Raw genomic sequence first — 19,477 nt, forward strand, 5'->3', positions numbered from 1 at the left:
TATAAAACGTATATGTTTCGTATATAGCATATCCTTAACCTCATGAGTTGAAAAGGCAAATTTCAGCCCGACCGAAAATGTCCGAAATTTGTCCGAAATTACAGATACATCATACCAGTACGTACGCATCGCCACGGGAATCCAGGTACTTCTGAGTCATGGTCAGATTCCTGTGGCCCAGCAGCCGCTGTGTAAATGCCTGACCGTAATGTGCCTCATATAATCTTCCGGACAGGCTGCGGATCTCGTGAAAGGTTGGCGGGTTTGGTAATGTGTCCAGACCGCAGCGGGCCCGCGTGCGCGTAAATGCCTGCGTCAGGTTTTCCGGACGAACCGGGCCGGGTCTGCGTCCATGCCGTCGTGCAGCAGAATAGATAAAAGGGTGAACCATCATTTTACTGGCTGGCAATGGGATATTAATCATGCGGTTTGGTTACAGTGCAAAAGTGAATGCATTTTTTTTGCTGGATGATGAAGAGGCTTACAGGGCAGGTGGCACCTGGCAGGATGATATTATTCCCGTTACGGAAGACCTCTGGCGTCGGTTTGTCAGTCAGCCACCGGAAGGCAAAACACGAGGTGCAGGAAAAAACGGCATGCCTGAATGGGTTGATATTTCTGATCGGGAAAAAAGGGAGGCAGACCGGCGATTTGCATTAAAGAGTGACCTGCTGGAAAAGGCGGTCGAAGAAATACGCATGCTGACAATTGTTCAGGACGTTTATGGACTGAGTAATGAGGAAAAAGGAAAACTCGCTGACTGGAAAAAATATTTAGCGGATGTCTACAGGATGGAAATAAACAGTAAGGATAAGGTTGACTGGCCCCGTGCGCCGGGCAAGGCATAAAATGGCCCACATCCTGTGGACCATAAAACAAAAACTCAGAAGCGATAACCAACATCCATAAAACCGCTTTTGACCGGGTGTTTTTTATCATCAAAACTGGCGCGCGAGCCTTCATAGCCTGCAGTCAGCGCCAGATTATCAGCAGGATTAAGCGTAATACCGGTGCTGTATGCATACTGACTGGATGACTGACCGTGCGTGTTGTCAGAAGCAGAAACAGGCTTGACGCTTCGGGCAGGGAATTCGACTCTCGAATGAGAAATACCCCCAAGAGCAAATACGCTTAAATTCTCAGATAGCCGGTAGGTTGGCCCTGCCATTACGGAGTAATATTCAGCCTTGCTATCAAGGTTATGTTTTTTTCGGTAACTCTCTCTGCAGGTTTTATCAGCCTGTCTGCATGAGGAGAGTTCATCCTGCCAGCTATTCTTCATCGCGGTCAGCGACCCCATCACACCCCAGGGTTTCGCATTCTCATACTGAAACCTGAAGTTCCCGCCTCTGACATCTCCAAAATCTCTGATATGCCCCTGTTCATAACCTAAAGACATGGTCGGCCTTTCCTGTGACCCGTACGCCATCGTGGCGGAGCACGTAATCACAGCGATCGCGAGACCTGATAATGATTTTCTGAACAACATCTGAACTCCTTTTAAACATGGGATGCTGATTTCGGCATGCATACCCGTTGAGGGAGACCCATTTATATCCAGTGTGAAGTTCAGAAAAGTGAAAACAGACAGTTTTAATGAAACTGGTCCGTTTTTGTGATGTTACTGAGGGGTTTGCCCGCAAAGAAGGCGAGGGCGATATAAGTCTCGAATACTGGCAGAAAGAGCATAAGTGGTTTTTCTCAGTGCAGAACATTTTTCTGGCAATATGGAAATTATCGCAAAATAATTTGAGGTGATTGAGTCGTTGTAAGATTGAACGGGTATTCTGGCATTTCATACCTTATGATTTATTACAATGTCCGCTTCTGGCACAAGGCGGACAGACGGCTCTCAAGGCCCGCTATGAGCGAAAAGCTGACATAACCATCGGGTGCGCTGGGCCATTTAGGAGCATCAAAAACCAGGCCTGAGAGACCCGGTCTCTGTGAGTTCCCTCGAAGTGATCTACTATTCCGCGCAGCTATTAAGCCGGTGAGTTTTATGCTGAAGCGATGATGCAGACTACTACACGTCAGGCTGCTGCTTGCAGGTTGTAGGCTCCTGTGCGCACCTGCTAAAAAGTGTCGGGTTCAACTGAAGAGTTTCAGTGCCGCAATCCGCTTCAGCGACTCATCCAGTGCCTCGTCGCTGGCGGTCAGGCTCAGGCGTATAAACCCTTCGCCGCCAGCGCCAAAACCGTGCCCTGGAGCAACCAGAACCTGCGCCTCGTGCAGCAGGTGCTCGGTGAACAGCTGCGAGCTGTATCCCGCTGGAACCGGTAGCCAGAGGAAGAAGGTGCCCTGGCGGGCATCCACCGGCCAGCGCATCGCTTCCAGCGCGCGGATAACCCGCTCGCGACGATGGTGGTAAAGTGAGGCAAACTCCGCAACCGCGCTCTCCGGCAGACCCAGCGCGGTAATTGCCGCATCCTGCACCGCCCCAAACACTGTGCTGTAGCTGTGGGTGTGCAGCTTTTTAAATGCGCTAATCACCGAGGCATTGCCGACGGCGAAGCCGAAGCGCCAGCCTGCCATCAGGAAGGTTTTCGACATCGTATAGATCTCAACGCTCCACTCTTTAGCCTCCGGCTGCGACAGCAGGCTCGGCGGCGCGTCCTGCGGATGGCGGCCAATCGCCGAGTAGGCGAAATCGTGCAGAAGCGGAATGTTCAGCCGCTGCACGAACGCCAGCGCATCGTCAAACAACTGCGGGGTGGCCACCGCCCCGGTGGGATTGTGAGGATAGTTCAGCATCAGCAGCCCGGCATGCTGAGTGACAGCTTTCGGCACCTCGGTAAAGTCCGGCAGAAACTGGTTTGATGCGTGCAGCGGAATACCGTAGAACTTTGCCTGCGCCTGCGCGGCGGCCGAACGGTAAATGGGGTAGCACGGATCGGTCGAAATCATATACTGACCGGGCGCGAGCAGCGCACGCGGCAGGCCGGTCACGCCGATATGCGAGCCGTGGAAAACGGCAATTTCGCTATCCGGGTCCAGCTCTGTGCCGTACTGACGTTGATAAAAACGCGCTATCGCCTGGCGCAGCGCGGGCTTGCCCCAGAACGATGGATAATCGTGGTTTTCTGGCTGCGCAGCGGCGGATTGCAGCGTGGCGACCACTGCTGCCGGCGTAGGCTGGCGCGGACTGCCGGAAGACAGGTCAATCAGCGGGCGCTGTGAGGTATCGATCTGTGCCGCCATCTTTTCCAGCGCACTAAACAGATTCTCTTCTAACTGATCAAGCAGGGGTGAAGCAGAAAATACCGGCATAACACATCCCGATAAAAAAATAATAGCTGGACTATGGCATAGCCCGTCATTTCATAAAATGAAATTATCCGACAAGAAAAATATTAAAATTAATAAGGATATTAATAAATCGCAATAACAAAAAACGGTTAAGGTTAGCACAATAAAGATATTGAGCGGAATTCACTTTTGCTGCAAAATCCTGAGTATATTGGAATCAATTATTTTTGTATTCAACACGTTACCGGAGAGAATGTTTCTATGCGCAGGTCATTGATTAGCGGAATTGTTGTTGCCTTATTGTCTTCTGCTGCAGTTATTTCGACAGCGCATGCCGATGATAAATTAATTCGTTTGGGTTTTAATCCCGGCCCTTATAAAGAACAGTTTCAGAAAGGCGTTGCGCCCTTTTTGATCAAGAAGGGATATAAAGTCGAGTATAAAGATTTCAGCGACGGTATTCAGGTTAATGATGCGGTGGCGCGGGGTAATATTGAAGCCAATATTATGCAGCACCCGGTTTACTTAAAATCCGTCAACGAACGTCTGGGGATCGATAACGTCGGCATTGTGCAGGTGCCAACCCCACCAATGGGCCTCTATGCCGGCAAGCTCAACACGCTGAACACCCCAAAGCCGGGCACGGTGATTTCAGTCCCGAACCAGGCACCTAACGAATACCGCGCCCTGCTGGTGCTGCAAAGCCTCGGCTGGGTTAAGCTCAAGGCCGATATCGACCCGGCGACCTTCTCACAGAAAGCGATCATCGAAAATCCCTACAAAATCGTGCTGAAAGAAATGGATAACGCCCAGCAGGTTCGCGCATTGCCGGACGTTGATTTCGGCCTTATTCAGGGGAACTTTGCTGTCTCCAGCGGAATGAAATTAAGCTCGGCGCTGAAACTGGAAACGCCAACCAGCCAGTTTATCAATGTGGTCACGGTAGCCGGGAAAAATGAAGACGCGCAGTTCGCTAAAGATATCGTAGCAGGCTACCACTCCGCCGAGTTTAAAACCTATATCACCAGCCATTCGCAGTACGACGGCTACCTGCAGCCCAGCTATTTCAAATGAGCCAGCCGGTTATCCGCTTTAACGCGGTCAGCAAAACGTTTACCCGCAAGGGAGAAAGCTTCCTTGCGCTGGATAACGTCAATCTGACGATTAATCAGGGTGATATCTTTGGCGTAATCGGTACCAGCGGCGCGGGAAAAAGTACGCTGCTGCGCTTAATAAACCATCTGGAAGCGCCTACTCAGGGCGATGTGCTGATTAACAATCTGTCGCTGCAGGGCATCAGTAAGAAACAGCTGAACCCATTAAAGAAAGATATTGGAATGATCTTTCAGCACTTTAACCTGCTGAACTCGCGCACGGTATTTCACAACGTGGCGATACCGCTGATCTTACAGGGGCGCGATAAAGCCTTTATTCGTGAGCGGGTGAACGAGCTCCTGGCTTTCGTGAACCTCAGTGATAAAGCAGAAAGTTATCCCGATGAGCTTTCCGGTGGGCAAAAACAGCGCGTGGGGATTGCACGCGCGCTGGCCACCAATCCGTCAATTCTGCTGTGTGATGAAGCGACTTCGGCCCTGGACCCGCACACCACCGTGCAGATCCTGCTGCTGCTGCAGGAAATCAACCGCCGCTACGGCATCACCATTGTGCTAATTACCCACGAAATGTCCGTGGTACAGAAAATCTGCCACAAGGTCGCGGTGATGGCACAGGGGCGGGTAGTTGAACAGGGCAGCGTACTGGATCTGTTTGGCCAGCCTAAGGAGGAGGTCACCGCCAGCTTTGTACAGTCGGTGATCCATGATCGCCTGCCGGAACAGACCGTGGCGCGCATCAGGCAGCAAAGCCAGAGCCGGGCACTGCGGCTGGAATTCGTCGGTCAGACCGCGCAGCAGCCGATCGTTAACCGGCTGATCCGCGAGTATCCGGTGGAGGTCAATATCCTGTTTGCCAGCATGTCAGAAATTCAGAACACCATTCTCGGTTTTATGATCGTGCAGATCGGCGGGGAAACGGCGGACATTGATGCGGCAATCCGCTACCTCCATGACGCAGGAGTGAAAATCAGCGATGTTTGAATTTATTGATACCGCCGCGACCGGCGATCAGTTTCTGCTGGCGCTGTACGACACGCTGATTATGGTCAGCGTCTCGCTGGGATTCGGTGCGCTCCTTGGTATCCCACTTGGCATTGTGCTGGTACTGTGCCGCCCCGGTGGCATTTTGCCCAACGCGGCGCTGCACCAGCTCCTCAATCCCGTGGTCAATATCCTGCGTTCCCTGCCGTTTATCATCCTGCTAATCAGCATTCTTCCGGTCACCCGCTGGCTGGTTGGCACTACCATCGGCACCGCCGGCGCGATTGTGCCGCTGGTAGTGTTTATCGCTCCCTATATTGCCCGGCTGGTGGAAAGTTCTCTGCTGGAGGTAGATGACGGCATTCTTGAATCCGCCAACGCCATGGGGGCCAGTACCATCCAAACCATCTGGTACTTTATGCTGCCGGAAGCCGCATCATCGCTGATCCTGGCACTCACCACCGCCACGATCGGCCTACTGGGTGCCACCGCGATGGCCGGTACCGTCGGTGGCGGCGGCATCGGCGATCTGGCCATTACCTACGGATATCAGCGCTTTGATGCCTTCGCCACGCTCACCACCGCGCTGGTGCTGATCGTAATCGTGCAGCTTTTACAGACCTTCGGCACGCGTCTGGCGCGACGGATACGTCGCGAATAATGGTAAGGAGAAACAGTATGCCAGTAGTAGAGAGCTTTACGCTCGACCATAACAAAGTCATCGCCCCGTATGTGCGGGTGGCCGGCAATGAAAAACACGTGCTGGGAAGCGTGGTGGAAAAATACGACCTGCGCCTGCTGCAGCCGAACGTGGATGCTATCCCGACAGCTGCAATGCATACGCTGGAGCACCTGCTGGCCTTCGGCCTGCGTGAAGAGCTGGAGGGCGTGATCGATATTTCCCCGATGGGTTGCCGCACCGGCTTCTATTTAATCCTGTGGGATAATCGCGACCCAAAAACCATCGCTACCGCGCTGACCCGCGTGCTGGAGCGTGTCGTTGATGCCACCGACGTCCCGGCGGTTACGCCACTGGAGTGCGGTAACTATCGCGACCACTCGCTGTTCTCGGCGAAAGAGTATGCGCGCCAGATATTGGCGGCCGGGATCAGCACCGACGCCTTTTCCCGCCAGGTGGTTTAATGGTTTCTATCGATCTTCGGGGGCAGACGGCGGTGGTCACCGGCGGACTGCAGGGGATCGGACGGTCGATCGCCGAACTGCTGCATCAGGCTGGCGCCTGCGTGGTGGTAGGCGACATCGCCATCACCGCGAGTGAAACCGGCGATCGCTGGCTGTGGCTGCCCTTTGATATCTCCCGGCCTGAACAGGCAGGCGAGTTGATTGCAGTGATGAAGCCCCGGCGCTATGGACGTATTATCAATATCGCCTCGCAGGCGGGGAAAATAGCTATCGCCTGATTGGGCAGTATTTCGCCTCAAGGCATGCGGTACTCGTTTAACTAACTACCTATGCTGAAGACTGCTCGCAGGTGCCGCTGGGGCGCACCGCACAGCCTGAAGACGTTGCCAGCGTGGTGCTGTTTCTCGCCAGTCCGCTGTCCTCTTATATGGCCGGCCAGGTCGATTAACGTCACTGGCGGTATGACCATGCATTAACATCCCGGAGCGCACCATGAGCCAGCAGGCCGAAGCCGATAAACGACTGACCGTGACCCACTGGGGCACCTATCGGGTGACCACTGATAACGGAGTACTGACTGCCGTCGAGCCCGTTGAGTGGGACCGCAATCCGTCGAAGATTGGCTTCTCGATGCCGGGTGCGGTGCAGGGCAACAGCCGCGTACGGCGGCCGGCGGTGAGGCTCGGCTACCTGCAGGGCAAGCCTGCCAACCGTGAGGGACGTGGTAAAGAACCCTTTGTGGAAGTGAGTTGGGAGCAGGCGCTGTCGCTGGTGGCCGGTGAGTTGCGGCGGGTAAAAGATACCCACAGTAATCAGGCGATCTATGGCGGTTCCTACGGCTGGTCGAGCGCCGGGCGCTTCCATCATGCGCAAAGCCAGCTGCATCGCTTCCTCAATCTGTTTGGCGGCTATACCGCCAGTACCAATACCTACAGTATCGCCGCCGGAGAACGCGTTTTGCCGCATATTCTCGGCGATCTCGACGATCTTCAGCGTCAGCACACCCACTGGCCGGTATTGGCTGCACACTGTGAACTGTTCGTTGCCATCGGCGGCCTGCCGCTGCGTAATGCCCAGGTTAATGGTGGCGGAGCCAACGATCATGCCCTGGACTACTGGCTGCAAACCCTGCGTGCCAACGGCTGCCGTTTTATTAACGTTAGCCCGGTGCGCAACGATCTGGCCGCTGTCCACGATGCAGAATGGCTGGCGATCCAGCCCGGTAGTGATACCGCGCTGCTGCTGGCGGTGTGTCAGGTGCTGATTGCCGAGCTGCTTATTAATCATGATTTTATCTCCCGCTGTACGGTTGGCTATGATCGCTTTGCTGCTTACCTGCAGGGCGAGGATGACGGCGAGGCAAAAACGCCTGAGTGGGCGGCGACCATCACCGGGCTGCCGGCGGATACCATCCGCCAGCTGGCGCGACAGATGGCGCAGAAGAAAACGATGATCAATATGGCGTGGTCGGTTCAGCGTGCACGTCAGGGTGAGCAGGCCTACTGGGCGCTGGTGGCGGTCACCGCGCTGCTAGGACAAATTGGCACCCCCGGCGGCGGCATCGGTTTTGGCTATGCCTCGACGAATCTGGCTGGTGCCGAACGGCGGCGCTTCTCCGGTCCGCGTATGCCAGCAGGCCGCAACGCGGTCAGTACGCGTATACCGGTGGCGCGTATCACCGATATGTTGCTGCATCCCGGAGAAAGCTACGAATTCGATGGCCAGACCCTAACCTATCCCGATATCCGCCTCGTTTACTGGGCGGGCGGCAACAGCTTCCACCATCATCAGGATCTCAACCGGCTGATCGATGGTTGGCGGCGGCCGGAAACGGTAATCGTCCATGAACAGTACTGGACCGCGCAGGCCAAATTCGCTGATATCGTGCTGCCCGCTACGACGTCACTGGAGCGAGAAGATATCGGAAGCGCCAGCAACGACGGCTTTATGATCGCCATGCGCCAGCATCTGCCGCCGCAGGGGGAAGCGCGGGATGATTATGCCATCTTCAGCGCGCTGGCCGAAAAGCTGGATTTTGCCGAGCAGTTTACCGAAGGGTACAGCGCGCGCGGCTGGCTGGAAAAGATTTATCAGGATTCCCGTCCGCGGGCCGCAGAGGACGGCATTCAGTTGCCAGACTTCGAGGACTTCTGGGGGCAGGGCAAGCTGGAATACGCTGTACCAGACGTGCCGCAGATCCTTCTGAAGGCCTTCCGGGACGATCCCGAGGCCGCGCCGCTGTCTACGCCGTCGGGTAAAATCGAGCTCTTTTCTGCGGCGGTGGCAGCCTTTGGCTACCGCGAAGCGCCGGGCTACGCCTACTGGTACACAGATGAGCAAAATGCCCAACAGGCACTGCGCCAGCGCTGGCCGCTGCATCTGTTGTCTAGCCAGCCGCGCACGCGGCTGCACAGCCAGTACGACCACGGTTCGGTCAGCCAGCAGACCAAAATTAACGGTCGCGAGCCGCTGTGGATGCATCCGGAGGACGCTGCCGCGCGCGGCATCGGCGAGCGCGATATCGTGAAAGTGTTTAACGATCGCGGCGCGCTGCTGGCTGGGGTACATCTCACCGAGGATATCCGGCCCGGTGTGGTGCAGATCTCCACCGGTGCCTGGTACGATCCGCTGAATGCACAGGAAAACCGCTCACTGGATAAACACGGCAACCCGAACGTGTTAACCACCGACATAGGCAGTTCACGGCTCGGCCAGGGCAGTACGGCACAAACCTGCTTCGTGGAAATTGTCCTCTTTAACGAACCGCTGCCGGAGGTGACGGCCTGGCTGCCGCCGACGTTTGTGGTCTGGACCAGCGAGACAATACAGGAACCGTAGTCACGTAGCCCGTCACAGATTTTGTTGTCATCGGAGGATGCCATGAGTACAGTTCAACCGCTATCACCGTCCGCGCAGTTCGCAATCAAGTCACCGGGCAACTACATCCAGCAGGCGGGACTTGTCCACCAGGTCGGTGAACGCATCCGTCCGCTGGTCGATCATCTGCGCATTCTCACGTCGCCACAGGCCTGGCAGGCGGTGAACCCGGCGCTGGAGGAGAGCCTGAACCGGGAAGGTGTGTGCTGGCAGGTGGAGTATTTAACCGGCGAATGTACCGATGCGACCATCGCCCGATTTCGCCATAACCTGCTGAAGCAGGGCGCGGAAGGCATTCTGGCCATCGGTGGCGGGCGCGTGCTGGATACCGCGAAAGCCGTTAACGATGCGCTGGGCGATCGCCAGCTTATTGTGCTACCGACGCTGGCGGCAACCTGCGCCGCCTGGTCGCCGCTGGCGATTATCTACAATGAAGAAGGCGGCCATCTCGACAGCCTGGCATTGAACGCCATGCCTGCACTGATTCTGGTCGACAGTGAAATCATCACCCGCGCCGACGTGCGCTATTTGCGCTCCGGCATCGTCGATGCGCTGGCGAAATGGGTGGAATTTGATCCCTGGCAGCGGCATAACCCGCACCATCTGGCGCTGGAGGTAAAAGTGTCGGCGGCCAGGCAGGCCTACGATACACTCCTGCACTGGGGCGAAAAGGCGATCGTGGCAAATGAGAAGCAGCAGGTGACGCCGGCACTGGAAAGGGTGATTGAGGCCAATATCGTGCTGGCCGGATTAGCCAACAGCGTGCGCGGTGAACTGGATACGCCGGGGCTGGCGCACGTGATCCACGATACGTTGACTCATCAGCCGGAGCTGCAGGACTGGCTGCACGGCGAAAAAGTCGGATTCAGCCTGTTACTTCAATCTCTGGTGGAGTACGGTCAGCCGAATGCGCAGCTGCTCAACCTACTAAAAATCTACCGCAGCCCGCTTCGGCTGCCCGCGCTAGAGGGGGACAGAGAGGCGCGCATTGCTCAGATTGCCGCCGATATCCGCTTCCCTCAGAAAAGCCTGAACGGCCTGCCGTTTGCCGTCACCGTTGGAACGCTGCATCGGGCGCTGCTGGCAACTGAGGCAAAGGACTTCGCAGAATAGACTTAAGTGAGGCATCTGCCATTTCCTGCACAGTCTTCGAAGGCGTGATGATGTACGGGTAGGCTTATCTGCTGAAATGAACCACAAGCGCAGTCGAAAAGCTACCAGATGCTCAAGCAAAAATAATGTAGGGCGGCTTGCCCAGTTCAGGCAGCAGCAGCCCCATGCAAACTCAGATGCTTTGATGGCGGCACTGAAAGCATTAATCGCTCAGGGAAAGGCAAGGTCTGGTTTGCGGGGCAGTGAGCGAGCGACAGCTCATGGCGGATGAAGCGCGAAAAATTGTCTCCACGCTATAAACGAGTCTGAAAGATATTCCGGGAATAAAAGGATTTAACCTGATGATACAAGGCAGATCGCGAGAGTCGGTGAGGAGTAAAGAGGCTTCAGGCAAAAACATTTTAATCCGAAACCTGTCCGAACAGAGTCGGGAAAAATGCTAACTCTCTGATTATAAAGGGATGCATTGGTAAGCATTGCTATCAACAATGAGCGGGCAATGTACGCGTATCTCGTTGAAATAGCTTAACTAATCGTTGGCTTTAGGACAAATATGTTTCGTATATAGCATATCTGTTATGGCATGGGTTGCAAGGGTAAATTTATGCGCGCAGGAAAATGTCCGTAATTACAGAGACATCATACCAGTAGTTATGTATCGCCACGTGAAGCGAGGTGCTTCTGAGGGAGTGTGAGATCGCTGCGTGCAACCGGAACACATTGCTTTCAGCGGCAGCCATGCTTGCAGGTTAGTGAATCGCCCGGTGCCAGATAGCTGGCCCGGGCAGTAATGCTGGATCAGTTTACGGGCTCATCGCTGCCAATCCTGATTTGCACTATCCGTTAACCACTTTGAATACGGATATTTCCTGTGCGAGCTGTGCTGCCTCGTCACGCAGAACCTGAGTGTTTTCTGCAGTCTGGTTGATCAGTGACAGGTTTTGCTGAATACCGCGCTCCATCTGTGTAACCGCCAGCGTCATTTCAGAAATGCCTTTGCTCTGCTCATCACCGGCGACCCGCATCTCCCCAACAACCTGTCTGACGCGATGTACGTCGTTAACCAGTTGTTTCAGTTGCTCACCAGCACCTTTCACCAGCTTGCTGCCAGCAATGACCGTGCTGTCGGAATCGGATATGAGGAGTTTGATTTCCTGTGCTGCGTTTGCGCTACGCTGCGCCAGCGCACGGACTTCTGCTGCGACAACGGCAAACCCTTTCCCCTGCTCACCGGCGCGCGCCGCTTCTACTGCCGCATTCAGCGCCAGTATATTGGTCTGGAAGGCAATGCTGTCAATCAGTCCCAGGATTTCAGCGACGCGTTGTGAGGAGTTCTGAATGGCTGCCATAGTGTGCACCATTTCCTCCATTGTTCCTGAACTGGTCTGTGCAATCTGCGAAGTTTTTTCCGCGACCGTATCTGCCAGCCGGGTGTTTTCAGCGTTCTGCTGTACTGTTGCGTTAAGTTGTTCCATCGCAGCAGCACTCTGCTCAAGCGCAGCGGCCTGCTCCGCAATCTTGTCTGAAAATGACTGATTGCTCTGAGCCAGCCCCGATGCATTGAGCGCTACCGTTTCGCTGCTGCCTTGAACACGCGTGATTACACCCGCAATCTTATCGACGAAAATGTTGAAGGCTCCGGCAATGTCGGCAAGTTCGTCGTGACCATTACGCTCAAGACGGCGCGTCAGATCGCCATCTCCTGTCGCAATCTCGTTCAGAGCATCATAGGTATGACGCAGGCGCTGACCAATACGTTGTGTAAACCACCAGGTGAGAATAAGCAGAATAATCATGGCAGGCACAAGGAATATGAAAATATCCCACATGATCGTGCGGGCCATGCCACTGACCACTTTCTCCGGCGTAACCAGACCTATGATCCAGCCAGTTCCCGGCATGCGGAACAGGGTAACCTGTGCGGATTGATTCAGTTGTGCATCATTAATACGATCGACTCTGGCCAGGGTTGCATCAGGCCCAAGGCTTTTTAATTTTGACACAACGGGCTGCAGCCAGCTCTCTTTCTGAGCAACAGTGGATAAGGTATTCAGCACTTTGGTATCCATGCCAGGATAGTAGAGCAGCGTACCGGTCTTGTCTGCCGCAAGGGCATAACCGCCCGTCACATTACCCTGAGTTTTCACAAACTGTGCCAGGTTATCCAGCATCACATCCAGTGTAGCGACACCCGCGAAACGGTCACCGGCATAGTAGGGTACGCTGCAGGTCACCATTTTGACGCCTGAAACCTGATCCTGATAAACATCCGACCAGGTACAGCGATCGCGTGGTGCATTGCGTGCCTGTGTATACCAGCTTTCCTTGTGATAATCGCCGGTAGCAGGCTGATTATATCCGTCAGAGTAAGCGAGTTTGCCACTCTCTTCACGCGCCCAGAAGAAGCTGCGCAGTGCAGTGCCTGCAACAAACGCATCCGGCTCAGGCCAGATGCCTCCACCGGCGATAGTATGATTACCATTACTGTCGATGATTTGCGGAAAACTGTTCTGCCACAGCGAAACATCGTGGGGCAGCACCTCTGCCAGACGCGCCATGCTGACTGCCTCTCCCTGAATGCCCGCCAGCTGCTGGTCCAGCCTGCTGACCAGGTTTCCACCGGCTTGCTCAATTAATTTATTGCTGGCTTCAATAATGCGTGGCTGACCACGTAACAACAGTACAAGACAGACAATTGCAGTCGTCACGCCTAACAGCAGGACGCCACCCAATGTCATTTTTGTAGCAATACGTGCAGGAAACATATTTATCCTTATTTATCAGGAAATTATTTTCTTTATGTGACGAGCTTTCTCTGGAAAGCAACCTGGTGATATACCCCTTATTGATTATCGGCAGGCGCCTGCGGATGTTCAGAAAATGTCCAGCTTATTTAGCTGGTCAGAGGAGAGCCGCCCGTTCTCCGGTATTAGCCCTGTCTGCTTGTGTGACGAAAAAGCGCTGAGTGTGAGGACATCGATAACTTCCGGAGATCCAGTGGTGCCTCAGAAATGACACTCCCTGATGCAAATTAACGGGCAGGCAGGGTGTTATCAGACGCAGTCGGGCAATGAGGACAGAACGTACAGCAGTCGTTCGCAGGACAGCGTTTTACCGTTCTGGCCGTCACCGAGTGAGTTCATTGAGTGGTGCAGGGCGGGGGTATTATGGCGCCCTCCAGTCCATGTGATCTCAGGAACGACTGCCACTCATGACATGTGTACTGACTGCCCTGATCAGAGAACCCGCGCCTGTTTTTGGGGGGTATGCCGCCTTACAGCCATCAGCAATGCGTTCAGGACACTCTGCTTTGCCATCCGCGGTTGCATTGACCAGCCAGCAATCCACCTTCTGTCATCTGGTTCGGGATTGCGACGTCATAGAGCCGAGAAAACTTTCTCTCTGACAGGTCTGCGCGAAATATTAGCCACCGATCATCCTCACGCTGAGCACCAAAATGCCGCTCAAAAACGTTATGGATCAACATATGCAACCTCCGGGCATACTTATGAGTTCCTGAATGGATAATATACGTCTGGGCGGGTCAACCTAACAATCGTCACGATATTAACGAACCGCATCCGTTTCTCGTGCTTAACAGACCCCGGCCTGCGTATCAGTGCGCTTTGTGTCAGAAGCGGACGTCACTAACAACGGTATACAAGTATTAATGAGGAGCAAATCAGCCACACTAAGGATATTTATTATTGAGTATTGAACAGAAATTGTTTGTGCTGGATTTATAGTCTTTTGCGGGTGGGGTATAAGAATTGAGTTTTTTACTGATGCTTGAAATTTTCACAGCACAAGCAGCAACCCAACACCATACTATAAAAGCCATAAAAAAGACAAACAGAGATAGTAAAGCCTTTACGCTATAACTGTGTAAATAACCCCTATATATCTCAGTAACGCTAATCGATAGTAACCATACAAATACTAAAGATACTAACCACTTGTGGAATTTATGAGGGTATATGTTTCCATCAGCAATTGTGTACATCCCTTGGTAACGTAAGACTGCCCTCAGGGAGGGCATCAATGACTGCGTATGTTCTGAGTAAAAACATATGATTTTGTAAGATAAATCCCGGTCTCTGTGTAGTCCGAACGACTGTAGACGGAACTGCTGTTCCGCCTTAGCTAACGGATCGGACATTGGTACAGATGAGTTCCTAAGCCACTCGACTGCATTTATCTGCTCGGAAGATGAGCGTGAAAAAAAATCTCTGCGATGAAATTGAATATACTTTTTTGTAACAGCTCCGATGATGCTAAGAACTACTGCGGAAACCACCGGATTACTTAAAAGATCCTTTATTAGAGCTATCATAGATTTTCTCCTGCTTATCTATCTTCTGGAAGGGTATTATCTCATTTGTTACAAGCCAATTAGAACCTGTCTCCTCAAGAAAGTAAATTCTATAGCGACCGCGATCCCTATCAAAAGAACTCGGCCTTAAGAATGTCTATATCTTCGAGAGCAAATCAATTACCTGGGGTTTAACACACCTTAATTTATTTATGTAGTAATACCATGCCCAAACTTCAGCTTTTCCGCCTGTAGCAGACATCGGCGTACACACATGCGCATTGCCGGCTGTAACGACTTATACTCATCACAGGAGTCATAAATGTGTATGCCTGTTGGATGCAGACAGGCAGCAATGCTGGTCAGAATGGAGCATTTTAATGGCCTTTCAGAATCCCGCTCAGAACTACACCGAAACGCGCCTTAACCTGGGCGATCTCGTTCATCTTTCCCCTTACTCAACCTATTTGATGCGCAGCGAAAGCGACTGCCCCGATGCCGGTATTGTGAAAGGATCCGTGCTGGCTATCGATCGTGCACTAACGCCTGTACACCGCCAGCTAATCGTTGCTGAGGTTGACGGGGAGCTGACGCTGAGACGACTGCTGCTCAATCCGGTTCCCGCGCTGCAGGCGCTGGACGAGGACGAAACGGTAACAGTGCTGGATGTGAACCAGACGCTGCCCGTCTGGGGTGTGGTTGCCTATGCGCTCACTGATGTGGCCGGGGTGGGATTCAACGGGCCGGCAGGAGAGTAGGGATGTTTGCGCTGGCCGATGCCAATAATTTTTACGCCTCCTGTGAAACGGTATTCCGACCCGACCTGCGCGGAAAACCCATTGTGGTCGTGTCGAATAACGATGGCTGCGTTATTGCCCGCTCGGCTGAAGCAAAGCGAATGGGCATAAAGATGGCGGCCCCGCTGTTTAAGAATGAGCGTTTCTTCAGGGAGAACGGGGTTTACGTATTCAGCTCCAACTACGAGCTGTATGGCGACATGTCGGCACGCATGATGGCGATACTGGGGGAGATGGCTGCGGGGCAGGAAGTTTACTCAATTGACGAGTGTTTTCTGGACGTTACAGGGATTAACAGCCTTATCCCGCTTGAGACCTTCGGACAGCAGATGCGCGAGCGTATCCGCAGGGAAACGGGACTCATTATCGGCGTGGGGTTTGCGCCGACGAAAACGCTGGCGAAACTGGCCAACCATGCGGCAAAGAAATGGACACAGACTAACGGCGTCGTGGACCTGTCCGACAGACACCGGCAGCGAAAGCTCCTGCATCTGACCGACGTCAGCGATATCTGGGGTATTGGTCAGCGCATCAGCAAACGCATGAATCAGCTGGGAATAACAACGGCTCTGCAGCTGGCAGACAGCAACATCAGCATGATACGGAAAAATTTTGACGTCATCGTTGAGCGTATCACCCGTGAGCTGAATGGTGAGTCCTGCATCGCGCTTGAGGATGCACCGCCACCGAAAGAGCACATACTGAACTCGCGGTCGTTTGGTGAAAGAGTCACAAAACTGGAAGAGATGCAGCAGGCAATCGTGCTTTATGCCACGCGTGCGGCAGAAAAGCTCAGGGAGCAGAATTCACGCTGCAGGCATATCAGTGTCTCAGTTGCCACCGGCAGACATGGCGATGAGCCGCGATATTCCAACACGGCATCCTGCATGTGCGATTATCCGACCAGTGATACGCGGGACATTATAGAATCAGCGCTTCGCGGTCTTGGAACTATCTGGCGGGAGGGCTTCCGCTATGCCAAAGCTGGGGTGATGTTGGGAGATTTTTACCCGTCCGGCATGACGCAGTTTGACCTGTTCAGTGAGCAGCAGCCCCGTGCAAACGCAGATGCTTTAATGGCGGCACTGGACGGCATTAATCGTTCAGGGAAAGGCAAGGTCTGGTTTGCGGGGCAGGGAGCGCGCGACAGCTCATGGCAGATGAAGCGTGAAAGGTTGTCGCCACGCTATACAACGAGGTTAAAAGATATTCCTGCCATAAAGTAGCTAAAAGTATCGGGTGAGCCTGTTAGCTGAAAGTCCGCCCTGTGCCAGAAGCAGACCAAAAGGCAATCTTTCAATGATGAAAAAAGTATATTTTACGCTCCTTTAAGAGGGGGATTTAATGGATACAGGCGTCAGTCAGGAAACTGTAAAAGCTGACATTGGGGGAAAAAGCCTTGATGTGACACTCTTCAGAGTAAGGGATGCTACAACGTGTATTCTCTTTGTTCCCGGCCTGGGCGGCAACCCGCTAAGACACATAGGGCTTATCCGAACATTTGCTCGCCACGGAGTAGCCGTTGTAGCGCCACATTTCGAACTTTTGAATTCGCGTTTTCCGACTCAAGCTGAATTGACAGAGCGCGTCCAGCGACTTAACCTGGCGGCTGAAAAATTCTGCACAGGATATGCCTCAATATCAGGTGTTGGCCATTCACTCGGAGCAGTAATTTTACTCATACGTGCTGGAGCTACCGCCTGGACCAGTGCCAGAGAACCTGTCAGGTTTGAAGGCCATAATATCCTTAATCGACTGGTCCTTTTGACGCCCCCCTCCGACTTTTTTCCAGCACATCTGTCATTGGTCCCCATAAAGATACCGCTTCAGATTTGGGCGGGTGAAAAGGACGTAATTACGCCACCTGCACAGGCACTATTCCTTCATCAGTCCTTACGTTTACACACTTATTCTGAACTACACATTGCTGAGAATGCAGGTCACTTTACCTTCATGAATGAGCTACCTCCGCAGGTCATAGATCCTCATCCATCGCGAAACGATTTCCTTCTGAAACTGGGAGAAACAATAACTCAGTTCATCAAATCCCCAGAAGTCACATAAGGTGTGGTTATTGCATATTATCGCATCCGCACTTTATCATAGTGGACACTTCGATGGTAAATGTCCGCTATTTACCCGTATAGGCTGTTAACAAAAATGGATGTAATCAAAGGGCTCAGGTCAATGTGGATGCATAACGCTGTTCAAAGTTGGTGATTTTGAGCAGATAAGACAAGCCCTGCTGCGCACAAGTAAAATGACAGTGGCAGGCTCACGCAGTGGGTTAATGGCTTATGGCTACGTGGATGTGATGGGCAAAGCTGATTATGCAAGATGCATTGACTAGAAAGATCGCCGTGAGTGTTGTTTCGCTGGTTTTAGCTGTGCTTCTCATAAAGTACATCACACCACTCAACAATCTTATTTTCACCTTTGGTTCATGGCTTTTCTTCAAGCTTGGCCCAGGAGGACAAGGGTGGATTGGAAGTGACTATCAATGGGGAGAAGACCCCGTTACTTTTTTCGTGGCTCTTTTAGCGGTGTTATTTCTCGGATGGTTGATATCGAGGATTATAAAAAGCATTTTTCCGACCACTAAAAAGTCCTCTTAAGCTAAATTTCACACCCCGATCATTTAAAAACCGGGGCCAGGCGAGTTCTGATATGAGTGTACTGGTTAAATGAAACCCAATAACCAGATCAATTTCGCTAAGCCCAGCTGACGCTGGGTTTTTTATGCGCATAGAACGAGGTTTCCATTGATGTTCAGGCCTAGCAGTTAGCCGTCCGTCTGGCGCTGGATGAGCAGACGCGCCAAATGCTGCAGGTCAGCCCTGATGCAATCGAGCTCAACAAGACGTTTCTCGTTATTACTAAAAAACATTAAAGCACTGACCAGCGCGGCCTGTAAGGCGACATCCGCGCTGCGGACTCTTAACCGCATATTTAATCATCAGTTTTCCGGCGGGTCCCATGGCGCGTGCATATGCCAGTCCTGGCGGGACGCTCGCTCAGCCTCCGCCTTCAGAACAGGGTCAAAAGCCGGGTATCTACTAACATTCATGCGTCAAATGCACGAAGCGAGGCTTTGCTATACAAAAAAGCATTGATACCTGTAACGTTCTGTATTCACCCCGAAGGCGCAAAAATTTTCCCACTCAATGGGGTTGAACCAGGTGATCACCAGTTTAAGTCAGAGTTCAGTATCCCGAACCCCCTTATAAATAAGGGGAAAAAATGAGCAATCTGCACACTTCATAAAATCGCCTCTTCTATTCAAAAATACTTTTTACCCGCAGCACATCCCGGCTTGCGGAATTCCGTTTTCCTTCCATGCCAGAGGTGCGCAGTTTCCCTGAGGAAGTTCACGCCTTGTCCTGTGATCTGAATACGTTGGGTATCCATTCTGCTACAGATGGCAGGTTTTTTTATCATTTTCCGGTGAAAAACAGCCGCATAAACCTGCCAGTGCGCCATATTTAATGATTAATCAAACACCATGGGACTTCCTGTTATGTTGCAACCTCAATCTTCACGTCTGGGCGGCTTACTACTGCTGATCGCGGCAGCGATCGGTTTCGCGGTGGCTTTGTATGCGTGGCTGACGCCACTGACTGGTGTGACCGGTACAATCGGCGCGTTAGGTGTGGCTATCGCCAGCGTCATTCTGGCGATACTGACATTTATTCTGCGTAGTGCATCCGGTCGCGGTGCACGTGCGACAGTAATTGTTCTGACCCTGTTCGTGTTATTCGGTACTGCTTTTGCCGCCGCTTTGCTGCATCAATACATCATTACGGCAGCGATGGTTGCAGGTCTTATTGGTCTGATTACGCTCTGCAGAAACCCCGCTCGTCCTGACCATCGCGTTAAAGCCTGAGGAAACC

18 protein-coding genes and 2 pseudogenes are annotated in these 19,477 nt (G+C 52.9%); 15 read left to right on the forward strand and 5 right to left on the reverse strand.

All coding sequences use genetic code 11. The features are described from left to right. Window positions 1–109: 109 nt before the first annotated feature. A complete protein-coding gene (locus OXR04_RS13245; protein ID WP_346274706.1) occupies window positions 110–424 on the reverse strand; it encodes a tyrosine-type recombinase/integrase in 315 nt (104 codons plus the stop codon). Between OXR04_RS13245 and OXR04_RS13250 the strand changes: the two genes are divergently transcribed. Beyond that, window positions 423–848 carry a tail fiber assembly protein gene (locus OXR04_RS13250; protein WP_267370754.1) on the forward strand — a complete coding sequence of 142 codons (426 nt, stop codon included), beginning with the start codon at window positions 423–425 and terminating at the stop codon, window positions 846–848. The genes OXR04_RS13245 and OXR04_RS13250 overlap by 2 nt on opposite strands. A gap of 35 nt (window positions 849–883) precedes the next feature. Here OXR04_RS13250 and OXR04_RS13255 read toward each other — a convergent pair whose 3' ends face one another. Continuing rightward, a complete protein-coding gene (locus tag OXR04_RS13255) occupies window positions 884–1,531 on the reverse strand; it encodes an Ail/Lom family outer membrane beta-barrel protein (protein ID WP_150029129.1) in 648 nt (215 codons plus the stop codon). Between the two features lie 65 nt (window positions 1,532–1,596). Between OXR04_RS13255 and OXR04_RS13260 the strand changes: the two are divergent. Next, a pseudogene (locus OXR04_RS13260) lies at window positions 1,597–1,748 on the forward strand (ASCH domain-containing protein); the annotation flags it as partial. A 343-nt stretch (window positions 1,749–2,091) separates the two neighbouring features. On the opposite strand, the gene OXR04_RS13265 reads toward OXR04_RS13260, so the two are convergent. After that, a complete protein-coding gene (locus OXR04_RS13265; RefSeq protein ID WP_267370760.1) occupies window positions 2,092–3,270 on the reverse strand; it encodes an aminotransferase class I/II-fold pyridoxal phosphate-dependent enzyme in 1,179 nt (392 codons plus the stop codon). A 240-nt stretch (window positions 3,271–3,510) separates the two neighbouring features. Here OXR04_RS13265 and OXR04_RS13270 point away from each other — a divergent pair, with 240 nt between their 5' ends. From OXR04_RS13270 to OXR04_RS13305, 8 genes are all read left to right on the forward strand, one after another. Continuing rightward, window positions 3,511–4,323, forward strand: a complete 813-nt coding sequence (locus tag OXR04_RS13270) for a MetQ/NlpA family ABC transporter substrate-binding protein (RefSeq protein WP_140923686.1) — start codon at window positions 3,511–3,513, stop codon at window positions 4,321–4,323. Next, window positions 4,320–5,345: an ATP-binding cassette domain-containing protein gene (locus OXR04_RS13275; protein WP_267370763.1), complete on the forward strand. Its 1,026-nt coding sequence runs from the start codon at window positions 4,320–4,322 to the stop codon at window positions 5,343–5,345. Before OXR04_RS13270 ends, OXR04_RS13275 begins: the two co-directional genes overlap by 4 nt. Next, entirely contained in the window at window positions 5,338–6,006 is a 669-nt protein-coding gene (locus OXR04_RS13280) for a methionine ABC transporter permease (protein ID WP_267370765.1), read from the forward strand. Before OXR04_RS13275 ends, OXR04_RS13280 begins: the two co-directional genes overlap by 8 nt. Before the next feature lie 17 nt (window positions 6,007–6,023). After that, window positions 6,024–6,488, forward strand: coding sequence for an S-ribosylhomocysteine lyase (locus OXR04_RS13285; RefSeq protein WP_267370768.1), 465 nt, complete (start codon window positions 6,024–6,026; stop codon window positions 6,486–6,488). Next, the gene (locus tag OXR04_RS13290) at window positions 6,488–6,766 is read left to right on the forward strand and encodes an SDR family NAD(P)-dependent oxidoreductase (RefSeq protein WP_267370770.1); all 279 of its coding nucleotides are present in this window, start codon (window positions 6,488–6,490) and stop codon (window positions 6,764–6,766) included. Before OXR04_RS13285 ends, OXR04_RS13290 begins: the two co-directional genes overlap by 1 nt. 71 nt (window positions 6,767–6,837) lie before the next feature. Continuing rightward, window positions 6,838–6,936 (forward strand): SDR family oxidoreductase, encoded by a 99-nt coding sequence (locus OXR04_RS13295; RefSeq protein ID WP_267370773.1) that lies wholly within the window; start codon window positions 6,838–6,840, stop codon window positions 6,934–6,936. A 44-nt stretch (window positions 6,937–6,980) separates the two neighbouring features. Further along, window positions 6,981–9,326, forward strand: a complete 2,346-nt coding sequence (locus tag OXR04_RS13300; RefSeq protein ID WP_267370775.1) for a molybdopterin-dependent oxidoreductase — start codon at window positions 6,981–6,983, stop codon at window positions 9,324–9,326. Window positions 9,327–9,368: 42 nt separating this feature from the next. After that, window positions 9,369–10,478 carry an iron-containing alcohol dehydrogenase family protein gene (locus OXR04_RS13305; RefSeq protein WP_267370777.1) on the forward strand — a complete coding sequence of 370 codons (1,110 nt, stop codon included), beginning with the start codon at window positions 9,369–9,371 and terminating at the stop codon, window positions 10,476–10,478. 836 nt (window positions 10,479–11,314) lie between these two features. On the opposite strand, the gene OXR04_RS13310 is transcribed toward OXR04_RS13305, so the two are convergent. Both OXR04_RS13310 and OXR04_RS13315 read right to left on the reverse strand, forming a co-directional pair. After that, window positions 11,315–13,243, reverse strand: coding sequence for a methyl-accepting chemotaxis protein (locus tag OXR04_RS13310; RefSeq protein ID WP_267370780.1), 1,929 nt, complete (start codon window positions 13,241–13,243; stop codon window positions 11,315–11,317). A 407-nt stretch (window positions 13,244–13,650) separates the two neighbouring features. After that, window positions 13,651–13,833, reverse strand: a pseudogene (locus OXR04_RS13315) (DDE-type integrase/transposase/recombinase); the annotation flags it as partial. Window positions 13,834–15,170: 1,337 nt separating this feature from the next. On the opposite strand from OXR04_RS13315, the gene OXR04_RS13320 reads away from it, so the two are divergent. The 5 genes from OXR04_RS13320 (at window position 15,171) to OXR04_RS13340 (ending at window position 19,470) form a co-directional block, all read left to right on the forward strand. Next, window positions 15,171–15,548 (forward strand): peptidase, encoded by a 378-nt coding sequence (locus OXR04_RS13320; RefSeq protein WP_009092864.1) that lies wholly within the window; start codon window positions 15,171–15,173, stop codon window positions 15,546–15,548. A gap of 2 nt (window positions 15,549–15,550) precedes the next feature. Further along, complete coding sequence (gene umuC / locus OXR04_RS13325; RefSeq protein ID WP_154928858.1) at window positions 15,551–16,813, forward strand: translesion error-prone DNA polymerase V subunit UmuC; 1,263 nt, start codon at window positions 15,551–15,553, stop codon at window positions 16,811–16,813. Window positions 16,814–16,931: 118 nt separating this feature from the next. Beyond that, complete coding sequence (locus tag OXR04_RS13330) at window positions 16,932–17,651, forward strand: alpha/beta hydrolase (protein WP_267370784.1); 720 nt, start codon at window positions 16,932–16,934, stop codon at window positions 17,649–17,651. A gap of 266 nt (window positions 17,652–17,917) precedes the next feature. Beyond that, window positions 17,918–18,202, forward strand: a complete 285-nt coding sequence (locus OXR04_RS13335) for a hypothetical protein (protein ID WP_267370787.1) — start codon at window positions 17,918–17,920, stop codon at window positions 18,200–18,202. A 902-nt stretch (window positions 18,203–19,104) separates the two neighbouring features. Beyond that, window positions 19,105–19,470 carry a hypothetical protein gene (locus tag OXR04_RS13340; protein ID WP_046102734.1) on the forward strand — a complete coding sequence of 122 codons (366 nt, stop codon included), beginning with the start codon at window positions 19,105–19,107 and terminating at the stop codon, window positions 19,468–19,470. Window positions 19,471–19,477: the final 7 nt, after the last annotated feature.

Source organism: Pantoea sp. GM_Pan_3 (genome assembly GCF_026541045.1).
GTDB lineage: Bacteria > Pseudomonadota > Gammaproteobacteria > Enterobacterales > Enterobacteriaceae > Pantoea > Pantoea anthophila.

Bases quoted from the DNA above. Each gene is read 5' to 3' on its own strand.
- OXR04_RS13245 (WP_346274706.1), bottom strand. From the start codon at position 424: ATGATTAATATCCCATTGCCAGCCAGTAAAATGATGGTTCACCCTTTT.
- OXR04_RS13270 (WP_140923686.1), top strand. From the start codon at position 3,511: ATGCGCAGGTCATTGATTAGCGGAATTGTTGTTGCCTTATTGTCTTCT.
- OXR04_RS13280 (WP_267370765.1), top strand. From the start codon at position 5,338: ATGTTTGAATTTATTGATACCGCCGCGACCGGCGATCAGTTTCTGCTG.
- OXR04_RS13285 (WP_267370768.1), top strand. From the start codon at position 6,024: ATGCCAGTAGTAGAGAGCTTTACGCTCGACCATAACAAAGTCATCGCC.
- OXR04_RS13300 (WP_267370775.1), top strand. From the start codon at position 6,981: ATGAGCCAGCAGGCCGAAGCCGATAAACGACTGACCGTGACCCACTGG.
- umuC (WP_154928858.1), top strand. From the start codon at position 15,551: ATGTTTGCGCTGGCCGATGCCAATAATTTTTACGCCTCCTGTGAAACG.
- OXR04_RS13310 (WP_267370780.1), bottom strand. From the start codon at position 13,243: ATGTTTCCTGCACGTATTGCTACAAAAATGACATTGGGTGGCGTCCTG.
- OXR04_RS13255 (WP_150029129.1), bottom strand. From the start codon at position 1,531: ATGCATGCCGAAATCAGCATCCCATGTTTAAAAGGAGTTCAGATGTTG.
- OXR04_RS13275 (WP_267370763.1), top strand. From the start codon at position 4,320: ATGAGCCAGCCGGTTATCCGCTTTAACGCGGTCAGCAAAACGTTTACC.
- OXR04_RS13305 (WP_267370777.1), top strand. From the start codon at position 9,369: ATGAGTACAGTTCAACCGCTATCACCGTCCGCGCAGTTCGCAATCAAG.
- OXR04_RS13340 (WP_046102734.1), top strand. From the start codon at position 19,105: ATGTTGCAACCTCAATCTTCACGTCTGGGCGGCTTACTACTGCTGATC.
- OXR04_RS13290 (WP_267370770.1), top strand. From the start codon at position 6,488: ATGGTTTCTATCGATCTTCGGGGGCAGACGGCGGTGGTCACCGGCGGA.
- OXR04_RS13265 (WP_267370760.1), bottom strand. From the start codon at position 3,270: ATGCCGGTATTTTCTGCTTCACCCCTGCTTGATCAGTTAGAAGAGAAT.
- OXR04_RS13330 (WP_267370784.1), top strand. From the start codon at position 16,932: ATGGATACAGGCGTCAGTCAGGAAACTGTAAAAGCTGACATTGGGGGA.
- OXR04_RS13320 (WP_009092864.1), top strand. From the start codon at position 15,171: ATGGCCTTTCAGAATCCCGCTCAGAACTACACCGAAACGCGCCTTAAC.
- OXR04_RS13250 (WP_267370754.1), top strand. From the start codon at position 423: ATGCGGTTTGGTTACAGTGCAAAAGTGAATGCATTTTTTTTGCTGGAT.
- OXR04_RS13335 (WP_267370787.1), top strand. From the start codon at position 17,918: ATGCAAGATGCATTGACTAGAAAGATCGCCGTGAGTGTTGTTTCGCTG.